21 protein-coding genes and 1 tRNA gene are annotated in these 19,565 nt (G+C 33.2%); 3 read left to right on the top strand and 19 right to left on the bottom strand.

Annotated features, from left to right (window positions below):
* Position 1: 1 nt before the first annotated feature.
* The 5 genes from DNK47_RS01615 to atpD are packed head-to-tail and all read right to left on the bottom strand — an operon-like array spanning position 2 to position 4,562.
* A complete protein-coding gene (locus tag DNK47_RS01615) occupies positions 2 to 1,078 on the bottom strand; it encodes a phosphatidate cytidylyltransferase (RefSeq protein ID WP_112665339.1) in 1,077 nt (358 codons plus the stop codon).
* An 18-nt stretch (positions 1,079 to 1,096) separates the two neighbouring features.
* Positions 1,097 to 1,654, bottom strand: a complete 558-nt coding sequence (locus DNK47_RS01610; protein ID WP_112665337.1) for a ribosome-recycling factor — start codon at positions 1,652 to 1,654, stop codon at positions 1,097 to 1,099.
* Between the two features lie 6 nt (positions 1,655 to 1,660).
* Positions 1,661 to 2,365 carry an amino acid kinase family protein gene (locus tag DNK47_RS01605; RefSeq protein WP_112665335.1) on the bottom strand — a complete coding sequence of 235 codons (705 nt, stop codon included), beginning with the start codon at positions 2,363 to 2,365 and terminating at the stop codon, positions 1,661 to 1,663.
* Positions 2,355 to 3,128, bottom strand: a complete 774-nt coding sequence (locus DNK47_RS01600; protein ID WP_112665333.1) for a hypothetical protein — start codon at positions 3,126 to 3,128, stop codon at positions 2,355 to 2,357. Before DNK47_RS01600 ends, DNK47_RS01605 begins: the two co-directional genes overlap by 11 nt.
* 3 nt (positions 3,129 to 3,131) lie before the next feature.
* The gene (gene atpD, locus DNK47_RS01595) at positions 3,132 to 4,562 is read right to left on the bottom strand and encodes a F0F1 ATP synthase subunit beta (protein ID WP_112665331.1); all 1,431 of its coding nucleotides are present in this window, start codon (positions 4,560 to 4,562) and stop codon (positions 3,132 to 3,134) included.
* A 193-nt stretch (positions 4,563 to 4,755) separates the two neighbouring features.
* Here atpD and DNK47_RS01590 point away from each other — a divergent pair.
* The 3 genes from DNK47_RS01590 to DNK47_RS01580 all read left to right on the top strand — a co-directional run bounded on the left by DNK47_RS01590 (position 4,756) and on the right by DNK47_RS01580 (position 6,126).
* Positions 4,756 to 4,831, top strand: a tRNA-His gene (locus DNK47_RS01590).
* A 270-nt stretch (positions 4,832 to 5,101) separates the two neighbouring features.
* Complete coding sequence (locus DNK47_RS01585) at positions 5,102 to 5,416, top strand: hypothetical protein (RefSeq protein WP_112665329.1); 315 nt, start codon at positions 5,102 to 5,104, stop codon at positions 5,414 to 5,416.
* A 47-nt stretch (positions 5,417 to 5,463) separates the two neighbouring features.
* Positions 5,464 to 6,126 (top strand): DUF402 domain-containing protein, encoded by a 663-nt coding sequence (locus DNK47_RS01580; RefSeq protein WP_258393901.1) that lies wholly within the window; start codon positions 5,464 to 5,466, stop codon positions 6,124 to 6,126.
* On the opposite strand, the gene DNK47_RS01575 is transcribed toward DNK47_RS01580, so the two are convergent.
* From DNK47_RS01575 to DNK47_RS03460, 14 genes are all read right to left on the bottom strand, one after another.
* Complete coding sequence (locus tag DNK47_RS01575; protein ID WP_110555181.1) at positions 6,123 to 6,995, bottom strand: F0F1 ATP synthase subunit gamma; 873 nt, start codon at positions 6,993 to 6,995, stop codon at positions 6,123 to 6,125. The two genes, DNK47_RS01580 and DNK47_RS01575, sit on opposite strands and share 4 nt — an antisense overlap.
* Positions 6,996 to 7,038: 43 nt before the next feature.
* Positions 7,039 to 8,559: a F0F1 ATP synthase subunit alpha gene (gene atpA / locus DNK47_RS01570; RefSeq protein ID WP_112665327.1), complete on the bottom strand. Its 1,521-nt coding sequence runs from the start codon at positions 8,557 to 8,559 to the stop codon at positions 7,039 to 7,041.
* A 2-nt stretch (positions 8,560 to 8,561) separates the two neighbouring features.
* Positions 8,562 to 9,128 carry an ATP synthase F1 subunit delta gene (gene atpH, locus DNK47_RS01565; RefSeq protein WP_099197279.1) on the bottom strand — a complete coding sequence of 189 codons (567 nt, stop codon included), beginning with the start codon at positions 9,126 to 9,128 and terminating at the stop codon, positions 8,562 to 8,564.
* A 5-nt stretch (positions 9,129 to 9,133) separates the two neighbouring features.
* Positions 9,134 to 9,715, bottom strand: coding sequence for a F0F1 ATP synthase subunit B family protein (locus DNK47_RS01560; RefSeq protein ID WP_112665325.1), 582 nt, complete (start codon positions 9,713 to 9,715; stop codon positions 9,134 to 9,136).
* Between the two features lies 1 nt (position 9,716).
* Positions 9,717 to 10,487: a F0F1 ATP synthase subunit A gene (locus DNK47_RS01555; RefSeq protein WP_258393900.1), complete on the bottom strand. Its 771-nt coding sequence runs from the start codon at positions 10,485 to 10,487 to the stop codon at positions 9,717 to 9,719.
* 3 nt (positions 10,488 to 10,490) lie between these two features.
* A complete protein-coding gene (locus DNK47_RS01550) occupies positions 10,491 to 10,925 on the bottom strand; it encodes a hypothetical protein (protein WP_146737510.1) in 435 nt (144 codons plus the stop codon).
* Between the two features lie 121 nt (positions 10,926 to 11,046).
* Complete coding sequence (locus DNK47_RS01545; protein WP_112665321.1) at positions 11,047 to 11,682, bottom strand: hypothetical protein; 636 nt, start codon at positions 11,680 to 11,682, stop codon at positions 11,047 to 11,049.
* Between the two features lie 45 nt (positions 11,683 to 11,727).
* Entirely contained in the window at positions 11,728 to 12,888 is a 1,161-nt protein-coding gene (locus tag DNK47_RS01540; protein ID WP_258393899.1) for a hypothetical protein, read from the bottom strand.
* Between the two features lie 13 nt (positions 12,889 to 12,901).
* A complete protein-coding gene (locus tag DNK47_RS01535; protein WP_112665319.1) occupies positions 12,902 to 13,783 on the bottom strand; it encodes a hypothetical protein in 882 nt (293 codons plus the stop codon).
* 3 nt (positions 13,784 to 13,786) lie between these two features.
* Positions 13,787 to 14,506, bottom strand: a complete 720-nt coding sequence (locus tag DNK47_RS01530; protein WP_112665317.1) for a ComEC/Rec2 family competence protein — start codon at positions 14,504 to 14,506, stop codon at positions 13,787 to 13,789.
* A 443-nt stretch (positions 14,507 to 14,949) separates the two neighbouring features.
* Entirely contained in the window at positions 14,950 to 17,454 is a 2,505-nt protein-coding gene (gene valS / locus DNK47_RS01525; protein WP_112665315.1) for a valine--tRNA ligase, read from the bottom strand.
* Between the two features lie 47 nt (positions 17,455 to 17,501).
* A complete protein-coding gene (locus DNK47_RS01520; RefSeq protein ID WP_112665313.1) occupies positions 17,502 to 17,750 on the bottom strand; it encodes a YneF family protein in 249 nt (82 codons plus the stop codon).
* Between the two features lie 35 nt (positions 17,751 to 17,785).
* Positions 17,786 to 18,679: a hypothetical protein gene (locus DNK47_RS01515; RefSeq protein WP_112665311.1), complete on the bottom strand. Its 894-nt coding sequence runs from the start codon at positions 18,677 to 18,679 to the stop codon at positions 17,786 to 17,788.
* 194 nt (positions 18,680 to 18,873) lie between these two features.
* Positions 18,874 to 19,565 (bottom strand): hypothetical protein (locus DNK47_RS03460; protein WP_181454150.1); only part of this gene is annotated, 692 nt, incomplete at its 5' end.

Here is a 19,565-nt window from a genome sequence, read left to right as displayed (position 1 = left end):
TTTATTTACTGCTAAATGGAGATCCTACCTCTTTCTTGATTATTGCTAACACTATTCAGAAAACTATAGAAGTGAAAAATAATGGAAAGGCAAGACTATCAAATCTATCTCAAAAACCTCCAACTTGGGTTCCAAATAACCTTCCAAAATTCTTGTAACCTAAAGCTCTTTTGCATAGACTAAAGGTACAATCCCCTCAATTTGTAAGAAAAGAAATGGCTCCTATGAGCAAAACAGCAAAAATGAAAAAATGAATTTCTTTTCCAGCAAAATTTCCATGACCAAACCACTTAGCCTTAAAAAATGAGATAGCTAATACTGAAAAACATATTCAAGCTAGAAAAGAAGCGAATATAGATCCCTCCAAGGTCTTTGTGGGGCTATATTCTGACAACCTAGTTGTGCCAACCTTTCTCCCGAATAAGAAAGAAAAAGAGTTATTGAAGAGTGCAATAGCAACCACTAACAGTAAAGCCCATATTGGTAGATAAAAAGCTAATAAAAAGAAAGCTGTTCAGCCTAGATAATGTTGTCTTGTTAACTTTCCACCTATTTTCTTAATTACTAAAGAGGACTCCCCAGTAATTTCAGGCAATAAGAACTTAATGAAAAATCTTCAACCTATTCTGTTAGCTATGAAGAAATAAAACTGAAAGAAAAAATATTGAGTTGCATTAGATATTTTTCATTCTTTATCATCCTTAGCAACTACCAAAGTACAACAAAGTAATGGGGCTAAAGCTAAAGCTGTAAAGAGAAATAGGTATCTTTTGGCTCTACGTCATTGAGTGGGAGGAGTTACTAAGGAAAATATTTCCAGAATACTTTTATAGACAAAAATAAAGCTGATAAAAACTAGAACTGATAGCCCTAAATACTTAAAAGTTTTGGATCCGGCATCTTTAGACTTGAGAAAAGAAAAAACTTTAGAAAGAGGAAATGAGCCTTTTCCATCTGCTAGTATAGGGGCAGTCCAACAGATTAAAAGAATGGAGAGACCAATAAAAAAAGCAAATAGTCAAAAACAATGTTTTGTTCTTTCTTTTCTCTCCTGATTCGAAAATCAGAGAGAGAACACCTAAGAACTTACATTTCCTTACTTTAGTTGTCTAAATTCTTTTTCTTTATTTGTTCATTCTGACTCAATCTCAGAAAGATACCTAGAAATCTCTTTTTCTAATGAGTTTTTATTTGAATGCAATTCATTTTCTGAAGGATATCAATTCTTGAATTTTTTAAGTAGATCTTGTCTTTTTGTTCGAAGAGCTATTCTCGCTTCTTCTACTACTTGCTTACTACTTTTGATTTTTTCCTCTCTGATCTCGGCAGTAGGTTCAGGAATAGAACAAATTAATTCATTGTCCTTTGAATTTATAGTGACATTTGGCTTGGCCTTCTTAATAGCTTTTTCAATTTCATGTAATGACTTTTGACTAACTACATAAGGTTTGATGTGAAGCATTCTAGCTGACTCAAGATTAATGGAGGCTAACTCAGCTAAGGGGCTAAGACTTGATTCTTGTTCAACCTTTATACTGTAAAAGTGTTTTGGATTAAGTCTTAGAATACTGAACTCCTCTAGTTTTTCTAACATTCTTAATCGAATTTTGGAAAAATCTTGCTTTAAGTGTTCTGCTCAATTAGAAGAATCCATAGTTACCTAAACTACCTCTGAATATTCTATCTCTCCCTTTAAAGCTTTAATGAAACTATTATCAGCTTCTTGATTAAAAAGCAACAGTCTTAACTTATTGTCTCTCGCTAAGTTAATAGAAGATTGATCTAGTACCTTTAAGTCTTTAGAAATTATCTCATCATAGCTTACTTTGGGAAGAAAGACTGCATCCTTAAATACATTTGGATCTTTGTCATATATTCCCTTAACTCCTTCTTTGCCAATTAATACTTGTTTTGCTCCAATCTCAATAGCTCTAATAATGGCTGCGCTATCAGTACTGTAGCTAGGTTCTCCTACCCCTCCAGCAAATAAGACTATCTCTCCAGCTCTCAAAGATAACTCAATTTCTGAGAGAGTGTATTTGTCAGTTATTCTCTCAACTTCTAAAGCAGAGAATAACTTAACAGCCAATCCTTCAGCCTCTAAAGCTTTTTGAAGCACAAAACAATTAATAATTGTCGATACCATACCAACATAGTCTCTCTCATTGGACTTTAGGAAAGTTAACCTTCCTTCTCTACCCCTTCAAATATTTCCTCCCCCGACAACTATACCTAAGGAGTAAAGTTGTGAAAGCTCTTTTAGTTGTTTGGCTAAGCTCTGAAGTTTTGTTTCACAAAAAGGGTTTGTATTTGAGGCTAAGGCTCCTCCGCTAAGTTTTAAAAGTAATCTTGTTTTAGCTGACATCCCTAATAATAGAGTCTAAAGGAATATTTGATTTTTGTGATAATTTGTCGAAATATTCAGCAAGAACTAACCAAGAAATTAAATTTTGAGTTCCTATTTCTAGCAAGTAAGGTATCTTTTTCAATTTAATCTCGCTTGTTTGATGGTCAAAGCTTGCTCCGCCACTCCCTAGAAACACAGGATTAAGTTGTAGGTTTTTTTGGAACCCAAACAAAACGGAACCAAAATCATTTAATTCTACTGAAGGGTCATAGCAAACAAATGAAAAGGGCTGCAAAGATTGTTTTTTTAGAGTGTTCAACTCTTTACTAATTAGGTAACTATAGACTGCTTGATTTCTTTCTTGAAAGTAACTCAGTTTTTTGCCAACTTCACTAATTAAAGACGGATCAGTTTGATCGCCTAAACAAACCAATGTAGCACCTACTATTTTGTCTTTTTTTAAGAACTCTTCTAGAGAATAAGTACAACAAGTTTTGAATTTGAAATCTGAACAATTAGTAAATAGTTCTCATTTTCTACTTTTTGAATCCAAGAAATTAATAATGATTCTCTCTAAGTAATACCTGTTAGGCTGAATTGAAGCTAAATGAGTATAAGAGATTTCTAAATAGTTAAGAAAGTTAGCTCTTAAGCTTTCTATCTTTTGTGCATACAGAAGGGCTTGAGAATGAGAATTATTCTGTAGGCTCCCTGCAAATTCTCGGTAATAATTCTTGATTACTTTCTGTGCTAACCCTTCGAATTGAGACTTACGAAGCAAACTCTACTTAGATTGTTCCTGTTTTATTTTTTCTGCTTTCTCCTTAACTTCTTCTATATTTCCTACATAGAAAAAGGCTTCTTCAGGTAAATCATCTACTTCTCCCTCCAGTATGGCGTTAAAGGAACTAAGAGTTTCTTCTCTAGAAAGATATTTACCAGGAATATTAGTGAATTTCTCTGCGACAAAGAAAGGTTGAGAGAAGAAGTTTCTTATCTTTCTAGCTCTGTAGACTAATTTCTTTTCTTCATCGCTTAATTCATCTATCCCTAGAATAGAGATAATGTCTTGTAATTCTTCGTATTTTTGTAGTATTCTGACTACCTCATTAGCTATTTTGAAGTGCTCTTCTCCAACTACCTTAGGTGCCAATAGGTTTGAGGAAGACAATAAGGGAGAGATTGCAGGATACAAGCCTAATGCCGCTATCTTTCTGTCTAGAACAATCTTTGCATCTAGGTGAGAGAAAATAGCTGCTGGGGCTGGGTCTGTTAAGTCATCTGCGGGAACATATACAGCTTGCACAGAGGTAATTGATCCTTTCTTAGTTGAAGTAATCCTTTCTTGTAACTTTCCCATTTCATAAGCAAGAGTAGGTTGGTAACCAACTGCTGAAGGAGTTCTACCCAACAAAGCAGAAACCTCTGAACCTGCCTGTGCAAATCTAAAGACATTGTCAATGAATAACAAAACATCTTTAAACATGTCATCTCTAAAGTATTCAGCCATTGTTAATCCACTAAAAGCCACTCTTAATCTAGCTCCAGGTACTTCATTCATCTGTCCAAAGAGCAAAACAGTATTCTTTAAAACTCCGCTATTCAACATCTCAAAGTAAAGGTCATTTCCTTCTCTCGATCTTTCCCCCACCCCCACAAAGATAGAGAGGCCGCCATGCTTAGTAACAATATTGTGAATTAATTCCTGCACGATAACAGTTTTTCCAACACCGGCTCCTCCAAATAATCCAATCTTTCCCCCTTTAGCAAAAGGAACTAGTAAGTCTACAACCTTTATTCCTGTTTCCAGTAACTCTAGATTTTCAGTTTGTTCTTCTAGGGCTGGAGGTCGAGCATGAATAGATCTACATTCAGTTTCTGGTAGTTCAGGTAAATGATCAATGGTATTTCCGATAACATTAAACATTCTTCCCAAAGTGTTTTCTCCTACTGGAACTTTCAATGGTTCTCCTGTTCTCAAAACCTTCATTCCCCTGAATAATCCAATTGTTTGTGTTAAGGCAATTGTTCTAACCCTTCCGTCTCCCAATAACTGTGCTACCTCAAATACTGCCCCTTGTAACTCTTTTGCCTTAACTGTCTCTTCACAAAGTTCTATCTTCTCATATATAGATGGTTGGTCTGAAATAGGAAAGACCATATCCACAATAGGTCCAGAAACTTGAGAAATATATCCTTGCATTCTCTCAGTCATTTTGGAAAATACTACAACTACTTAATAGTTATTTAAAAGATACAGAGGAATTAATTGAATTTAAATAACCAATAAACTAAGGCTTTAATCAATAATCTAAACTTCTAAGTTAGACCTATCACAGAGGTTTTGGAATAGATATAAGGAGAAATCAACAGTTATTCTAAATTTTACTTCTCCTTAATAGAATTTGGCGGTTATGGTGAAATGGTCAACACACCTGATTGTGGTCCAGGCATGTATGGGTTCGAATCCCATTAATCGCCCCATATAAATTAACTTTTAGGCTCAGTAAATTTATTAACTAAGAATTATGTTTTTGCCTAAGCTCTTGTCTAGAAGTATTATTTGTTTTGGTTGTGGAGTGCCTGCAACTCTTTCTTTACTTAAAGTAAAGGCATGGGAGATGAGATTAAAGGATTTGTCTTTAACAAAGACTTTCTTTAGCCTATAAGAATGTTTCTGGAGGGAATAAAGAACTCTATTTAAAGAGATTTGATCGTAGTCAAAACAGAGAAATTAACTTAAATGAACAAAGATTGAGGGGTGAAACAACTTATCGTCTAACAATTTTTGGAACAGGAACTACTAGACTAGGGACACTTACTGGCGCGATGGGGGACACTTATGATGACACAACTTTCAATTGCAATAAGAATGTATTTAAAGTTAAAAACTGGACTTATAACGATGGAGAGGGGGATTCGTGAACTTGAGAAAAAGGTTTTGACAAGATCAAGTTAACTCTAGAAAACTGTGTGAGCGAAAATGATAGGAAAGAATGTGACATGAAAGTTTCTGAAGATTCTGGCTTGGAATGACAAGATGGTTTCACATCTAAAGCAATCTTTTAAATCTTTTTCTGAACTAAAGTCTTTTAAGGAACTTTCTTAATTTTTATTTGACATCTTCTTCAGAACTATTGATGATTCACACCTATAGATGTGATGGTTCGCTATATAAATCCATAGAAGGTCATCATTGTATATTCGAAAGTACAAACTCTTGAGTCTTCTTCCTTCCCCCCTTAAAAGCTCAACAAATTAAAGAATTAGAGCAATCTCAATATGATACAAGTAGATTCCCAAAAAGAAAAAGATGTTCAACCTTAACTAATAAATATCCAACTTTCTGATTCTTTTGAAAAGAACATTGATTTAATGTTTTATTAACTCTTCTTCCAGACAATAATTACAACCTACTATTAAAAATTGCAACCCCTCCCCTAATAGAAGAAAAAGCTCTCAAGTATATTGAACTAGATCTAGCTTTAACTCTCAATAATGAAAAAGAGATAAATCTACTTTACAACGATAATTATCAATTCAACTCTCAGAAAATGAGATACACTCCAAACTTAAAAAAAGAAGTTTCTAAGATCATTAGACAAGTTTTTCAATTGCTCAAAAAAAATTGATTTGATAAGTTAGTTGAAGAAAAGCAAATTAACTCTCTTTGAGAAAAAGTATTGGTCTCTACTGGTAAAGAAAAATCAGAGTTTTACAGTAACACAGAAAGAGATGAAAATTCTAATCTAGGGATTGAAGTCGGAGAGATACTTTAATTCTTACACTTAATAGCTGCAGTAATTTCAGAGATTTCTTGAGTAATGGAAGATTGTTTCATCTTTCTATAAAGTATTTGATACTCTTGTAGTTTTTCCTCTGCGGCCTTTACAGCATTACTCATTACATCTCTTCTTAGATTGTGTTCAGCAATCTTAGATTCAATTAAAGAGAGTTGTAAGGTTCTCTCAAAAAAGGTAGGAAACATCTCTATAACACAATCAGAAGTATTTACCTTATATTCGTGTGTCTCATATTTAATGGATCTGGTGACTCTGCCGAAGTAATCTTCAGTAAAAGGCAATAATTTCTTTAACTTAAAGGGTTTATTTAAGGATTTGTGAAGTATCTGTAAATATTGACATCCTCTATTCACATACTCCTTTAAGAGGAAGGCAGAGATCTCTTCTATTTGTTTAGAAAATTCTTTAGCAGGAAGTTCTGAACCATAAGACTTAATTATTTTTTCTTTAAGTGGAGTGTTGGAAAGTAAAGCTGTTAGCTTTCTTCCAAAAACTACTAGGTGTAAATGAGAAGAAAAGTTGTTTCTTATGTGATCTATTAGTTGTTTATTGAATCTACCACAAAGTGCAAGATCAGTTCCAATAACTACTAAGAGAACTAATTTTGGGTTAATCTGCTCAGCAAGAAAGAATTTAGTGTTAGTTAGTTGGTAATCATGTTCATAACTCGAATAGAACTTTTCAAACAGAAACTTAATAGAGTTACAGTAGTCTTGACTCTTTTGAGCTATTTGTTTATAGTTTCTTAGCTTCGCTGAAGAGATTAATTTAAGGGCTTCTGTTACCTTCAATATGAATTGCATATCTTTAATCTTTTTGGCAATTAAAAGAGTGGCTGTTGACATTAGTTAATTAAGCAATTAACAGTCTATAAATAATTCTTGATAACTAGCTTTGAGTAAATAAGAACTGCTTGTACTCATCCTCAAACAAGCTAGTCATAGTTGTCTTTAGACTATCACTAGCTTTTTCAGCCAGTGAAAGGCTATCATAAAGCTCATGTGCTCTTCAAGCATTCAAAACTTTTTCACAAACTTCAGAGACTCATTCTTTTTTCTCAATCTCAAGTATTAACTTAGTTGAGATTAGGTGAAGTAGCATTAACTCATCTTTAGGGCCTAAAGGCTTTAGAGGAGCTTGTTTCAGGATAGGAAGTATTCTTTCACCTATTGCAAATATTCTCTTAGATTCTTCATTAAGGTCTGAGGAAAATTTAGAGAACTCAATTAATTCATAGTATTGAGAAACGAAGAGTTTCAAGGAACTAGTCATACTCTTAATAGCTGTTTCTTGAGCAGATCCTCCAACCCGAGAGACTGAATTAGTTAAGTCAATTGCTGGTCTCTGGCCTGAATTAAAGAGATTGGTTTTCAAGAATAATTGTCCGTCAGTAATAGAAATTACATTGCTAGGAATATAGGCTGCAATGTCATCTGATTGAGTTTGAATAATTGGTAAGGCTGTAATTGAACCTCCTCCATTTTCTTTTGAAAGCTTTCCCGCTCTTTCCAACAATCGGCTGTGAAGATAGAAAATATCTCCAGGAAAAGCCTCTCTACCTGGAGGGAAGTTCAAAAGAAGTGAAAGTGTTCTATAAGCAATTGCGTGTTGTGTTAAGTCATCATAGATAATTAACACATCCTTACCCTCTCACATTCAATGTTCTGCAATAGTAACTCCAACAAAGGGAGATAGGAATTGCAAGGCTGGTGAGTCTGAGGCGCTAGCTACAACAAAACAGGTATAACTCAAGGAACCGATTTTCTCTAGTTCCTTAGATAGTTGGAATAAAGTAGAGTTCTTTTGACCTACAGAGACATAAACACAATTAACATTTCTTCCTTTTTGGTTAACAATGGCTTCCAGTGCAAGAGTAGTTTTTCCTGTGTGTCTGTCCCCAATAATTAGCTCTCTTTGGCCTTTACCAATAGGAATCATGGCATCAATAGCCAAGATTCCTGTATAAAGAGGTTCACATACAGAACTCCTTTCCATTACTTCTGGTGCTGGGGCCTCCACCTGAGATCACTTCTCATTCTTGATCTCTCCCAAACCATCTATTGCATTTCCAAATACGTCTATTATTCTTCCTAGTAATTGATCTCCGTTGGGGGCAGAAAAAGTCTTTTCAGTTCTTACTGCATTCATTCCCTCAGAAACTTTGTCATATCTACCTAAAACTACTGCCCCAATACTACTTTCTCTAAGAGTTAGAACTAAAGCCTGAATCTTATCTGGACCAATTAGAACTACCTCATAAAGAGTACAGTTGGAAAGTCCTGAGATAGAAAGTATTCCATCTTGGTTGGAGAGAACTTTTCCTGTTCCTTCTTCTCTAAGGGTTAACTCCTTATCTTGAATTAATCTCTTGAGCGACTCTGCAAATTCTTCTAGTCTAGGTGAAGACATCTTTAAGCCAATGCTGATAGCTTCTCTTTAATATCAGCTAGTTTCTTAGACAAAGAACATTCAAGTATAGTATCATCGTATTCTACCTTTATTCCTGCAATCATCTCACTAGAAATTAAATACTCAATTGAGATCTCTTTTCCAAATTTCTGTTTCAAGCCCTTTTCCAACTTATTTTGCTTGGTCTTAGTTAATTTTTGAGTACTAAAGACCTTGACACTCTTTTGATTTAATTGAATCTCTAATTTAAAAATTAAGCTCTCAAGAAAAGTAGAGAGATATTTAATTAAGTGAAACTGAACTAATAGTAATAGGGTTGAAGATAAGTAACTTTGCTTAAAAGCAAATAATCTAATTAACTCTTTTAAGAATTTCTCCTTTTGCTCTTGAGGGAACAAAGGAGAAGAGAGGAAAGTGCCAAACTCTGCATAAGACCTAAAAAAGGAAAGTAAAGAGCTAGATTCATCCAATAGTCTTAAAAAGTCTGTTTTTTTGTCATAACAAGAGATTAAAGCGGCTACAAATCTAACTACCTTTGCCCTATCTTTCTCTGAATCATTAAAGCTCATATAGCCTAACTCTTCTTAATTGCTTGAGCTAGATCTTCCGCTTCTGGGCGAGCTCCTTTAAACACTGTATCTAATTCATCCAGATAACCATCAATAATCTTTGACTGAGTCTTTTGATTTATTGCTCCTCTAATTAATTTCTCAGCCAAATCAACTGAAAGAGTAATAATCTTCTGATTTACTGTTCTTTTGGCCTCCTCCTCCATTAATTGAACTCTCTTTTGAGCTTCAGCAATAATTTCTTGCTTCATCTTTTCCGCTTCTTCCATTCTTTGTTTTAGTATTAATTTCTCTTTCTCCTTTCTTTCTCTTAAAAACTTCTTTTTCTCTAAGAGAAACTCTTCTTGTTCCTTTTGCAAACTAGTTAAAGCTTGTTTGGTTTCTTTAGTTGCTTGCGATAAAGCACTATGAACCTTGTCTAGCTTTTCCTTTTGTTGATTTATGAACTTATTTGTAGGCTTTCAGAAGAAATAGACAATAAAGATAATGACTGAAATGGAGGAGACTGCATGAGCGGCAATGACGCTTGGTTGTGCTTGAAGAAATAATTTGACCATTTCACTTATTTTGCTAGAAAAGTCAGACATCTTACTTGCTTTCTACTTGCTTAGCCATGCTTCAGTAAGAAAGAGTCAATATTAGAAAGATCATAGAGTGAAGAGCTCCATCTACAACATCAAAATAAAGATGCAATGGAAACAAGAAAGATTGTGTAGTGATATTGCTTTGTCAAGATGTACCTATGGAGCTACTCAAAAAATGTTTCACCATAAACAAGACTATAGCTCCAGCAAAATAGTTTCCTCACAATCTAAGACCAAGAGAAATAACTTTTCCGGCTTCACCCAACATCTTCAATACATCTGGTATTGGAAGTATCTTCTTTTTTCCTAATCGGAATCAAACATAATAGTCTTTACAAAAACCTCAACCTTTAGCTGCAAGTCCAGAAAACACAGTTCCCACAAAAACTACTCCAGCAATAGACATAGGAATATAGGCAAATGTGCTTATTCCTTGAAATCCAAGCATACCTACCAAGCTAGTTCCCCAAAAATAAAAGACTATGTATATAAAGAAAGGAATAGCAAAGCTATATCTTCTTCCCAACATCTCTATAGTAGTTCTCTTTATCCATCTGATCATTAAGAAGACCAAGAAAATAATCTTTGGAAGTTTCTTATAATTTTTAGCTCTTTCCAGAGTTATCTTGTAATAGAGTCCTAGGAAAAGAATCAAAACAGTAACCATAAAAGCTCCAGAGATAACACTGTTAACTTTGTTAGCATCATCTCCATTTGTCTGTTGAAAAAACAACATATTATTCAAAAAGATTGAATTCACTCCTAAACTAGTCATTTTCTAAATCCTAAAGAATAATTTATAACTTCTGTTAGGTATATACACTAAGGAGGTAAATAATCTAACTGCTGGAAAGATCAAAGCCCCTGCTAATCCAAACCACTTATTAAAGAAATAATCTTTTTGACCATCATAACTCCAACTAGCAGTCAACACACTTCCTAGGGCAAATACAAAGATTGAGGAAAAAATACTAAGTAATTGAAAGAGATATATCTTAAATTTGAAACCTTTAAGGCTCTTTGTTTTATCTCTGTAATTCAAACATTTAATTAATCAGTAAGTGTAATTATCCTTTAATAACTTGAGACTAAATAATCTACAAGAGACTCTGTACTTGCAACTCAGAAAACAATATTGAATTAAAGCAGATGTGGCGGCAGTGATAGTAGCATTTAATTTCCCAGCCACAGCATTTTTTGAAACGTAAATCATTGTGTCCCAGATGATAGCAACGCTGACATAAACACTTAAAAGGATTTGTGCAGTGAAGTAATGTATTCTATACCATCTTTCACTCTCCACTTACTATTCATTTATTTCTAAAAAGCTCATTCTAGATTTTCATTGTTTCAAAGTTAACTTCTTCTTCAGCCTTTAACTTAAATTGTTTTAATTGTGCTCTTCTATTTCTCAACTTAACTCTACAGCTATTAAAGAACTCTACAAACTTTCTATAGCTTATAGATAGAGTACCTATCAAGAATCAATGAATAATTCAAAGAATAATTCCAGTTAATCTAGTTAATTCAGGTTCACCTGTCAAAGTCAAAATTTGTTTATTATTAAAGTGTTTTCAACCAAATCCTCCAAAGGTACCAATACATACCATTCCAGCTCAACAGCTTAATAATCAAGTATTAACTGTTCAAAATATTCATCAAAACAATTTATTTCTAGAGATTAAGAAACTCTTATAAGAAGGTACTTTTAGGATATGAAAGTATTTGTATCTATATATCAAATAGGAAATAAAGAAAGTTATTAACCCTAGAGAGGAATAAAAGAATAGCTGATAATCCCTTCCTTGAGTAAATAATCCAATTAGTAATCAAGCTAGCAGAATTAGATTTATGAATATACCAATAAATATTCCAAAAACAATATTGGGTATTAAGTTAAAGAAAAGTAAAGGTTTATATTTTCTCTTCTTAGAATTCTTAGCGCCATATGCTCCTAGTCTAATTAACATTGTTGCTTAACTAAGTCTAATCCCTAATCAGACTCTTTAACCAGACTAGTTGTATAGATTTGGTGAGTTAGAGTACTTGTCAAGTAGTCCCTTAATTAAAGCTTTATTCTTTTTAGGATTCAAAAAGAAATAAGCTACAGTAAAGCAGCTGATAGAGGTTATTACCAAAAACACTAGAACCCCCAGTATTGCTTTATGAAAACTATCTGAACTTGTACCAAATAAAGCTTGATAATCAGCCTTATTAAATATAAAGAATGAAGATAAGAAGAAGTAATAATAGAAGATCTTTCTACTAAAGGAATATCTGAAGTTTTCATTGTCTAAAAACTTATTGTTTTCATTTCTAGCCAGCAAGAAAAAAATAAAGCTCATAATAGAGAACAATATTGCTTGATTCTCTTGACAATTATTAGATACACAACTAATGAAAGCCTTTAAGAAGGTAATACAACTAACAACTAATCCAGCAAGAAAAAGATAAGAAAGTAACTTCTTTAGCTTTAGATTTCTTATTGGTTTTGTGTTGTAGATATATATCTTTCCCCCTCTAATATCTCTCTCTAACCTTTCAATTGCTTGTGTTCTTGAAACAATTCGCTCAAAGCCATCATCATACTCCCCATTATCTTTATCTCCAAAGCTGAACTTAGAACTGAATATATTTCTATAAACTGCAAAACCATTCTTAGAAAAATCTGAAGTTTTTTTCTTCTTAAATTGTTGCTCCGCTTGTTGTGTTTGTTCCTTAACTTCTCTTAATTCAAGTTCTAGCTCTGGAGAATTAAGACTTGATTTAATGTCATTAATACTGCAAGTCTTTAGATTTAACTGATAGCTGTTAAGAGTTCAAATGTGTATGTAACTTAGTTCATCTATCCACTCTCTTTCTCCCTTGTATGGTGAAAAAAATAATTTATCTAGTTGTTTAGGACTAAAGTCTTTTTCTCCCTTAGTGATCTTGGATTTAAAGCTAGAAACAAGTGATTCAATTCCTGATGAATTACCAGATAAACTGCCTAATTCTCTTAAGAGGCTAAAAGAGCTAGAAAGAAACTCTAAGCTTTCAGGCTCCTGAGAAGCTACATCATTTATGAAATTCTCATAATAAGATAACTTAGTTAAGTAGTCTTTAGCTAACTCAAATAACTTACTATAGGCACTAATCTCTGGAGATATCTCTTTTTCTAAAGTGAAATTACTCACTAAATCTTTCAGCTTAGATAGCTAGTTGAAGTTTATTTAAAGGTCTGTGTTTTCAAAAGAAGAAAAGAACCCCAGAGGTTAAATTGGACTTGATTTTAAATATTTCTGTCTCAATAAAAACAAGGAAATTAAAGCTAAATTCTCTTATAAATTTCTGAACTTCTAAATCATTTCTTTCATTCCAAAAATGATAGTTTAGAGAGTAGGCTAAATACTTCAAAAATTCAAGTAAAGTATCTCCTGAACTATTCTTCTTAAATAACACAGTTCTAAGAAATAAAACTCAATCTTTTATTCTTCCTCCAATATACCACTCTAAGAATAAATATTTGTTTTTTAATTGTGGCACTACATCATTTGCCTCAATTAAGTTTCTAATTAAATCTTCAGTGAGCTCTCCCTTGGACTTAACAACTAACTTAAGTTGGGTCAAAACTCCTTTAAGTTGTATGTGAGAGCCCATAGCCTCTTTCTTAATCACCTCTAAAAGATTAGAAGATATTTTCTTTAATTTATATCTCTCTAGTAATCTAGTTAGATATCTTTCTTTGGACATAATACTAGGCTCAAACTGCCAATAATCTTTATCTGCTAGCTGACTAATTAATTTGGGAGGTAAGTATATTTTGCTCTCAAGAGACTTAGTTATCAATACATTAGCGGAAATAGAAATCTTTTCAAAGAGACTAGAAAGTTCTGTAAAAGAGCCTGTGTATTCCTCAAATATAAAGTGAGAATGTTCTTCAAATAAACTAACTTGGGTTAATTGATTCTTGACAGTCTCGAAATCAACTCTCTTTAAGTGCAATATCTTCTCGCTATTGAACTTAAAGAAAAAGTCTTCTTGCTTGATCTCTAAGGCAAACAAATTCTTAGAAAGATAGATTCAGAGCATCTCCTAATTTTTAGTTCTTTCTCTCTTAGCTAAATAGTATTTAGAGGCCAATAAGCAAACTAAAGAGAGTCCAAAAGTAAGATAAAAGGGTTCTAGATAAGATCCAACCCCTCTATCAATAAAAGACTTATTTATCTCTAGATTAGACACAAGCACTTTCATCCAACCATATATTTTGGTGCCAACAGGGACCAAAAACTTAAAGGGTCAACTTACTAGATAATAGATAAACACTGAAACAACTATTGGAGAAAGAAATAATTGATTTATTCCTGATAGAGGAAAGATCTGTCCAGTTGAATAAGAGAAAAATGCGAAACCTAAAAAAGAAGCAAATCCTAACTTAACTAAGTGTTTTTTTAACTTGGTTAACTCTAACTTATCTATTATTCTGAATGACAAAGAATATAGATAAGAAAGTAAAAAGGAATAAGTATAGATAGAGTTAGGGAAAAAGAAGAAAGAGAGTCAAACTGATTGGGCTCAATTTGCAATAGAGTTATTAATGTTCTTTTTCTTAAAAGCTAGTATTACTTTTTCACTAAATACTCTAGTAGCGGGTGTAGAGAATCCAGTCGCTCAAGCATAACTAGATAAGGCAGTTAAGTTAATTAAGTTCCTGAGTCACTTAAAAGGTATCTTTCTAATTAACTTATTTACTCCATTGTCAACAATATTTAGATGCATACCACTAACTACTAGTATGTGAGAAAGTGAGAGCATTCTGAAATCATTGATAATAGGTTTTAAGCTTGAATCTTTCTTATTAAAGAGAAGATAGGAGATGAACTTTCCACATTCCCCTTCATATCTGTGTTCTATAAAGGTAGTTACTTTATCTCTTAATCAATAGGTAAATTTGTGTATTGGTTCCGCTAACTTAAGGCTTCTAACAGAAAAGTCACTAAGTAGTTTTCAACCAAAATAGAAAGCTCAGATAAGGGAAGAAAGTACAAAAAGCTTTAAGTAGTTGAGCTTAAAGACAAAACAATAAACAAAGAAAAAGAAGAGAAATAAAAGACTATGGGGGAATAGTGGTACACATATAGTTGATCAGGCGAGTACTAAAGAGCTGAAAAGTATTTCAGCTTCAGATAACTTAAATGTCTTTTTCAGCTTATTACCTTAATAAGTCTGAAAGAACTATTAGTCATAACTATTTGTCTTTAGAACTGCGCTCTAAGCTCAGAATAGAACTTGTATTGAGCTAAATAGTCTCTGTATTTCTTATTCTCGGCTTTTCTTAATTCTTCTGGGGCATTCTCTAAGAAACTCTTTCTGGAAAGTATTGTTTTTGATCGGGAAAGCTCAAACTCAAAGGTACTTAATTTCTTATCTAGATATTGTTTGTATTTTTCAACTGGTAGGTTCTCGAATAAAAGCTCGAAATACAACTTTCCAAACTTGAGAGTTGGGAGATTAGTTAATTGCTTAGTTTCTAAGTTGACAAAAGAGGAAATTGAATGATTTAGTTTTTTTAGATAAGGAACTAAATCTTTTATGCCTAATTGGAACTCATTTAAGTCTTTGTCAATAGAGTAGATCTTTAATTGGGCTTTTGTGTTGTTATCTAGTTCTAAAGCCAGATATAGTTGTCTTATTTCTTTGACATATTGGAAGAATCAATCATATTTGAAGGCATTAATAGTTATCTTCTCTGGATAGAACTTTTTAGGATAATAAGCTCTTAATTCTTCTTTAAATATCTTCTGATGTATCTCTTTAGTGAATTCTGGTACAAAAGGATAAAGTATTCTACAGGATAGCTTACAGATATAGGCTACAAACTTAATGCTGTTATCTGTAAGTGGTACCGATAACTTCAAGAACTCTAGGAACTTATTAGAAAACTTTTCAGTGAAAAAAGAAATTATTTCCTTAGAGAGATTGAAATAGTCAAACTCACTGTAAAGGCTTTCTATTTTGTCTCCTAAAGAGCAAATCTCTCTAAGTATTCATCTCTCTCCTCAACTTAATCTCTCAAACTGATAAGTTACTGGATCAGTTAGTTCTGTTATTAAAGGATGATCTTCTAATTGTTGAGAGATGAACTTAAAGATATGTTCTAGCTTATGTACAAATAAGTTGGATTTGTGAAAGATTTGATCTGAGAACTTTAGGTCTCTGTCATAGTTAGTATTTGAGAGAAAGGCCAATCTAATTACATCTGGGCTATATTTCTTATACAACTCTTCTGGGAGTATTCCATTTCCAAGTGACTTAGACATCTTTTCTCCTTGTTTATTTCTTAAAAGACCATGTAGAAATACATTTTTAAAGGGAAGTTTTCCAAATAAATGAAGAGAAAGAAAGAGCATTCTAGAGATTCAAGGAAGAAGAATATCCTTTCCTGAAATTAAGGTAGTTAGAGGGAAGAAGGTGCTTTTTTCTCTAGGCTTTCCTTCAAATACAAGAGTGGGTCAAAGAGAAGAAGAAAATCAAGTGTCTAAGACTATCTTTTCCTCTATTTCAGATGCCTGCTTGGCTCTTTGGTTAACTCTATATCTCTTGTATTCAAGGTCATACACTATTAGAATTGTTATTCCTCATAGTATTTGTCTAGAGAGACATCAATCTTCCATATTCTCTAGATAACTTAAAAGTCTTTCTAGTTGCTCTAATGGGTAAACATTGAAATTGAATCTCTTTTCTTGGATGACTTGAATAGTTTGTTTAGACATTCTGGAACAGGAAAGAAATCATTGTTCAGTGAGTATCTTTTCCACTATGCTATTACTTTTTTCTGAGAACAAAAGAGAAGTTTGATAATCTTCTATCTTTTCTACTAGTCCTAGAGAATCTAGTCAGGAAACAACTTTTTCTCTTGCCACTAATCTATCTAAGGAGTTGAACTGTAAAGCTAACTCAGTTAATCTGCCTTGTTTATCAATGACTTCTAATTTCTCTAGATTGTGTTTTTCAGAGAGCTCTCAGTCTAATTGGTCATGTGCGGGAGTACATTTAACAGCACCTGTTCCAAATTCTTTATCTACTAAAGGATCTGGTAGAACAGGAATTGATCTATTAAGTCCAGCAATTAATACTCTTTTTTTGTGATAGGCTGTATATCTTGTATCTTCAGGATTAACAAATACAGCTACATCTCCAAAGATAGTTTCTGGTCTAGAAGTAGCAACAACTATATATTTATTTGGTTCATCTTCTAGAGGATATTTAAGGTAATAAAGCTTGGAATTAGCTTCTTTGTAGTGAACTTCACAATCAGCTAGTACTTCTTGTAACTTGATATCTCAATTAACTAGTTTTTTTTTCTTGTAAATTAGTCCTTGAGAGAAAAGGGTGTGAAAGTGATCTGCTACTTTTTTCTGGATTGAATCTTCTAGGGTATATCTTGCAGATTCAATTGAAATAGAAGAAGTTATTAAAGAGAATTGAGAAAGTATGTGTTGCTTTAGTTCTTCAGCATATTTATGCATCTCTTGTAGGTATTCCTCTTTATTGTCTTTGGAAAATTTTTGACTATAAAGAGAATCGAACTTAGATTGAAAAGAGAGTCCTGCATGATCAACTCCAACTGCTCAATAGTTGTAATGTTTTCTAATCTCTTCTCACTTAAATCTGAAATCTTGCAGAATAATATTTCAGAGATGTCCGAGGTGTAAAGCCCCAGTGAGATTTGGGGGAGGGAGTAAAAGTGAGTGGTAACCCACTCTTAAATCCTATTTACTAGAAAGAAACTATAAAAGTAAATAGTTATTTATTCCTGTTTATTATTCACTGCAGCTAGCATTTGTCTGATTTGTCTCTCGGTGGGAGTTCTTCCTATTTGTCTATACATCTCTCTAACTTGAGATGCAGAAATTAAATTTTGCTTACTTACCTTTCTAGAAAATCACTTTGCTGTTAACTTATGACCCAAAAGAATTCCGAAAATAAAAACACAGACCAATCCAACACCTCAACCTATATTAGTTGAATCTGCAAAAACTAATGAAGTAAAAGACATTTTCTTTATTTACTGGCGAGACTACTAAATAAAAGTTAAACACATCTATTTTTAAGCTCTTCAAACTTTAATTCTCTAGCTTTAACTTGTCTTCAAATAGGGTCTAAGAAACAATAGGTTTCGTTTTCTTTTCATAAATAAAAACTCAGAGGTCAGTTAACTTTTAAATTTGCAGTTTTATGTGGCTTGGTTCCACCATTCTGTGACGATGGAATTTTCTTTGGTTGCGCAGAATATTCAAATACTCCATATCTAAGAAATCCTGATATTCTGGCGCGAGTCAATTGTTCCTTGGTAACTTGAATTTCTGGGGTTTGGTTGGTTTGAGTTAAAGAGGGGAAAGATAATAATTCCAAGGTAACTCTGGCTGAAGAAGGAGATAAAAGACACTCTTTGGGGGCAAAGAAAAGCTCTGTTATGAGTTCTTTAGAGTTTTTGTTTTTCACTTTGCAAGCCTGTTGGATGGAACTAAATACTTGTGAAGAGCCCCCCCCAGTTGTTCCATTATTGAGAAAATTAGTGTTTTTATCATAGAACATCAATACATTTGCGACATGTTGAGTTTCGATGAATTTCACCATTGTTTCTAGTAAGAAGGATATTTCTTCTTTTTTGGTTTTCTCATGGGTTGAATTAGAGCCAAATCAATCTAACTTACAGTTTGTTGTATCAGAAGAAGTTGTTGTCTGTGTACTAGTTTTTAGAAGTGGTGAGTCAGAAGGAATGCAATACTTGTAGTAATTCTTTTGGCCTAATCTAGCTAGCGGGAACTCGGCTATTAAAGCGGGTCTTTCAGTTTGTGCTTGGCTTGCACTAACTTGTTGAGAAACTTGTTGAATTTCATAATTCTTGTTTGGAAATTCTGAACTGCTGCTAGAACTTCTTTGAACTAATTGAGGTTTGCCTTCTAGTCCCTTAACAAAAAGCAAGGCTCTGGTATAAAGACCATCTAGATGAGGTTTTGTTCAATTGGTAGCTTTAGCTTGTTGGAGAAAAGAAAGAAAAGGGACACTAACTAAAGTGGCTAATAAGCCAAACTTACTGTATGTAATTGTCTCTTAATAATTACTAATAAAGTCTCTCTTTATTTATAAGTTTGAACTAACTATTTAACTTCCTTAGTCTATAAATCCAATAAAAGATAAATATCTTTATTGGTATCTGAGTGGGTGAATTTAACTATTGCTCCCGATCTACTTATTTCTTCATGTTCAAAATCGTGATAATTTCACTTTCCCTCTAGTAAAGAATTATCAATAAATGATTCACTGAAGAGTGAAATTTTATAAGGGTAATCGCCTTCATCTTCATCTGAGGCAGAAAACGTGTCACCCATATCGGTTTGCACTTTCATCTCTATTTTTTTATCTTTAGTTCAATCACGACTCTTAAAGATTAACTTAGGAAAAGCTCCTTCGAATTTATTAGGAATATCAAGATCTTCCCCTATATTTTCACAAAAGAAGGAGTAATAATCTGCCTCTTCTTGGCCTTCTGATTGGAAAATATGTTTCAGGGGATCAATGATTTTGCAATTTCCATTTTCAACTTGTTGTATTGTTTCTTCAAGATGTTTTTCTCTAGTATTGGGCAAATGACTTACTTCTGGAGGAATTTCGGTTGGGTTCGATAAAGTCATAGTTTCAGGGGCCTCAGGAACAGTAAGAGGGGTGGTAGAAGTTTGTGGAGAAGAGTCGCTGACAGAAGTGGCGTGAGAATCTGTACTAGAGGAAATAACTGTTCTTTCTATTAAGCCAGTTGATGTGCCGGAAGAAGCGGTGGAAAGGCCATGCTCTGCAAGTGCGGAAGGGGAAG

This window comes from Mycoplasma wenyonii, assembly GCF_003265155.1.
Classification (GTDB): domain Bacteria; phylum Bacillota_I; class Bacilli_A; order Mycoplasmatales; family Mycoplasmoidaceae; genus Eperythrozoon_A; species Eperythrozoon_A wenyonii_C.
This window is presented reverse-complemented; position numbering and strand designations above follow the sequence as displayed.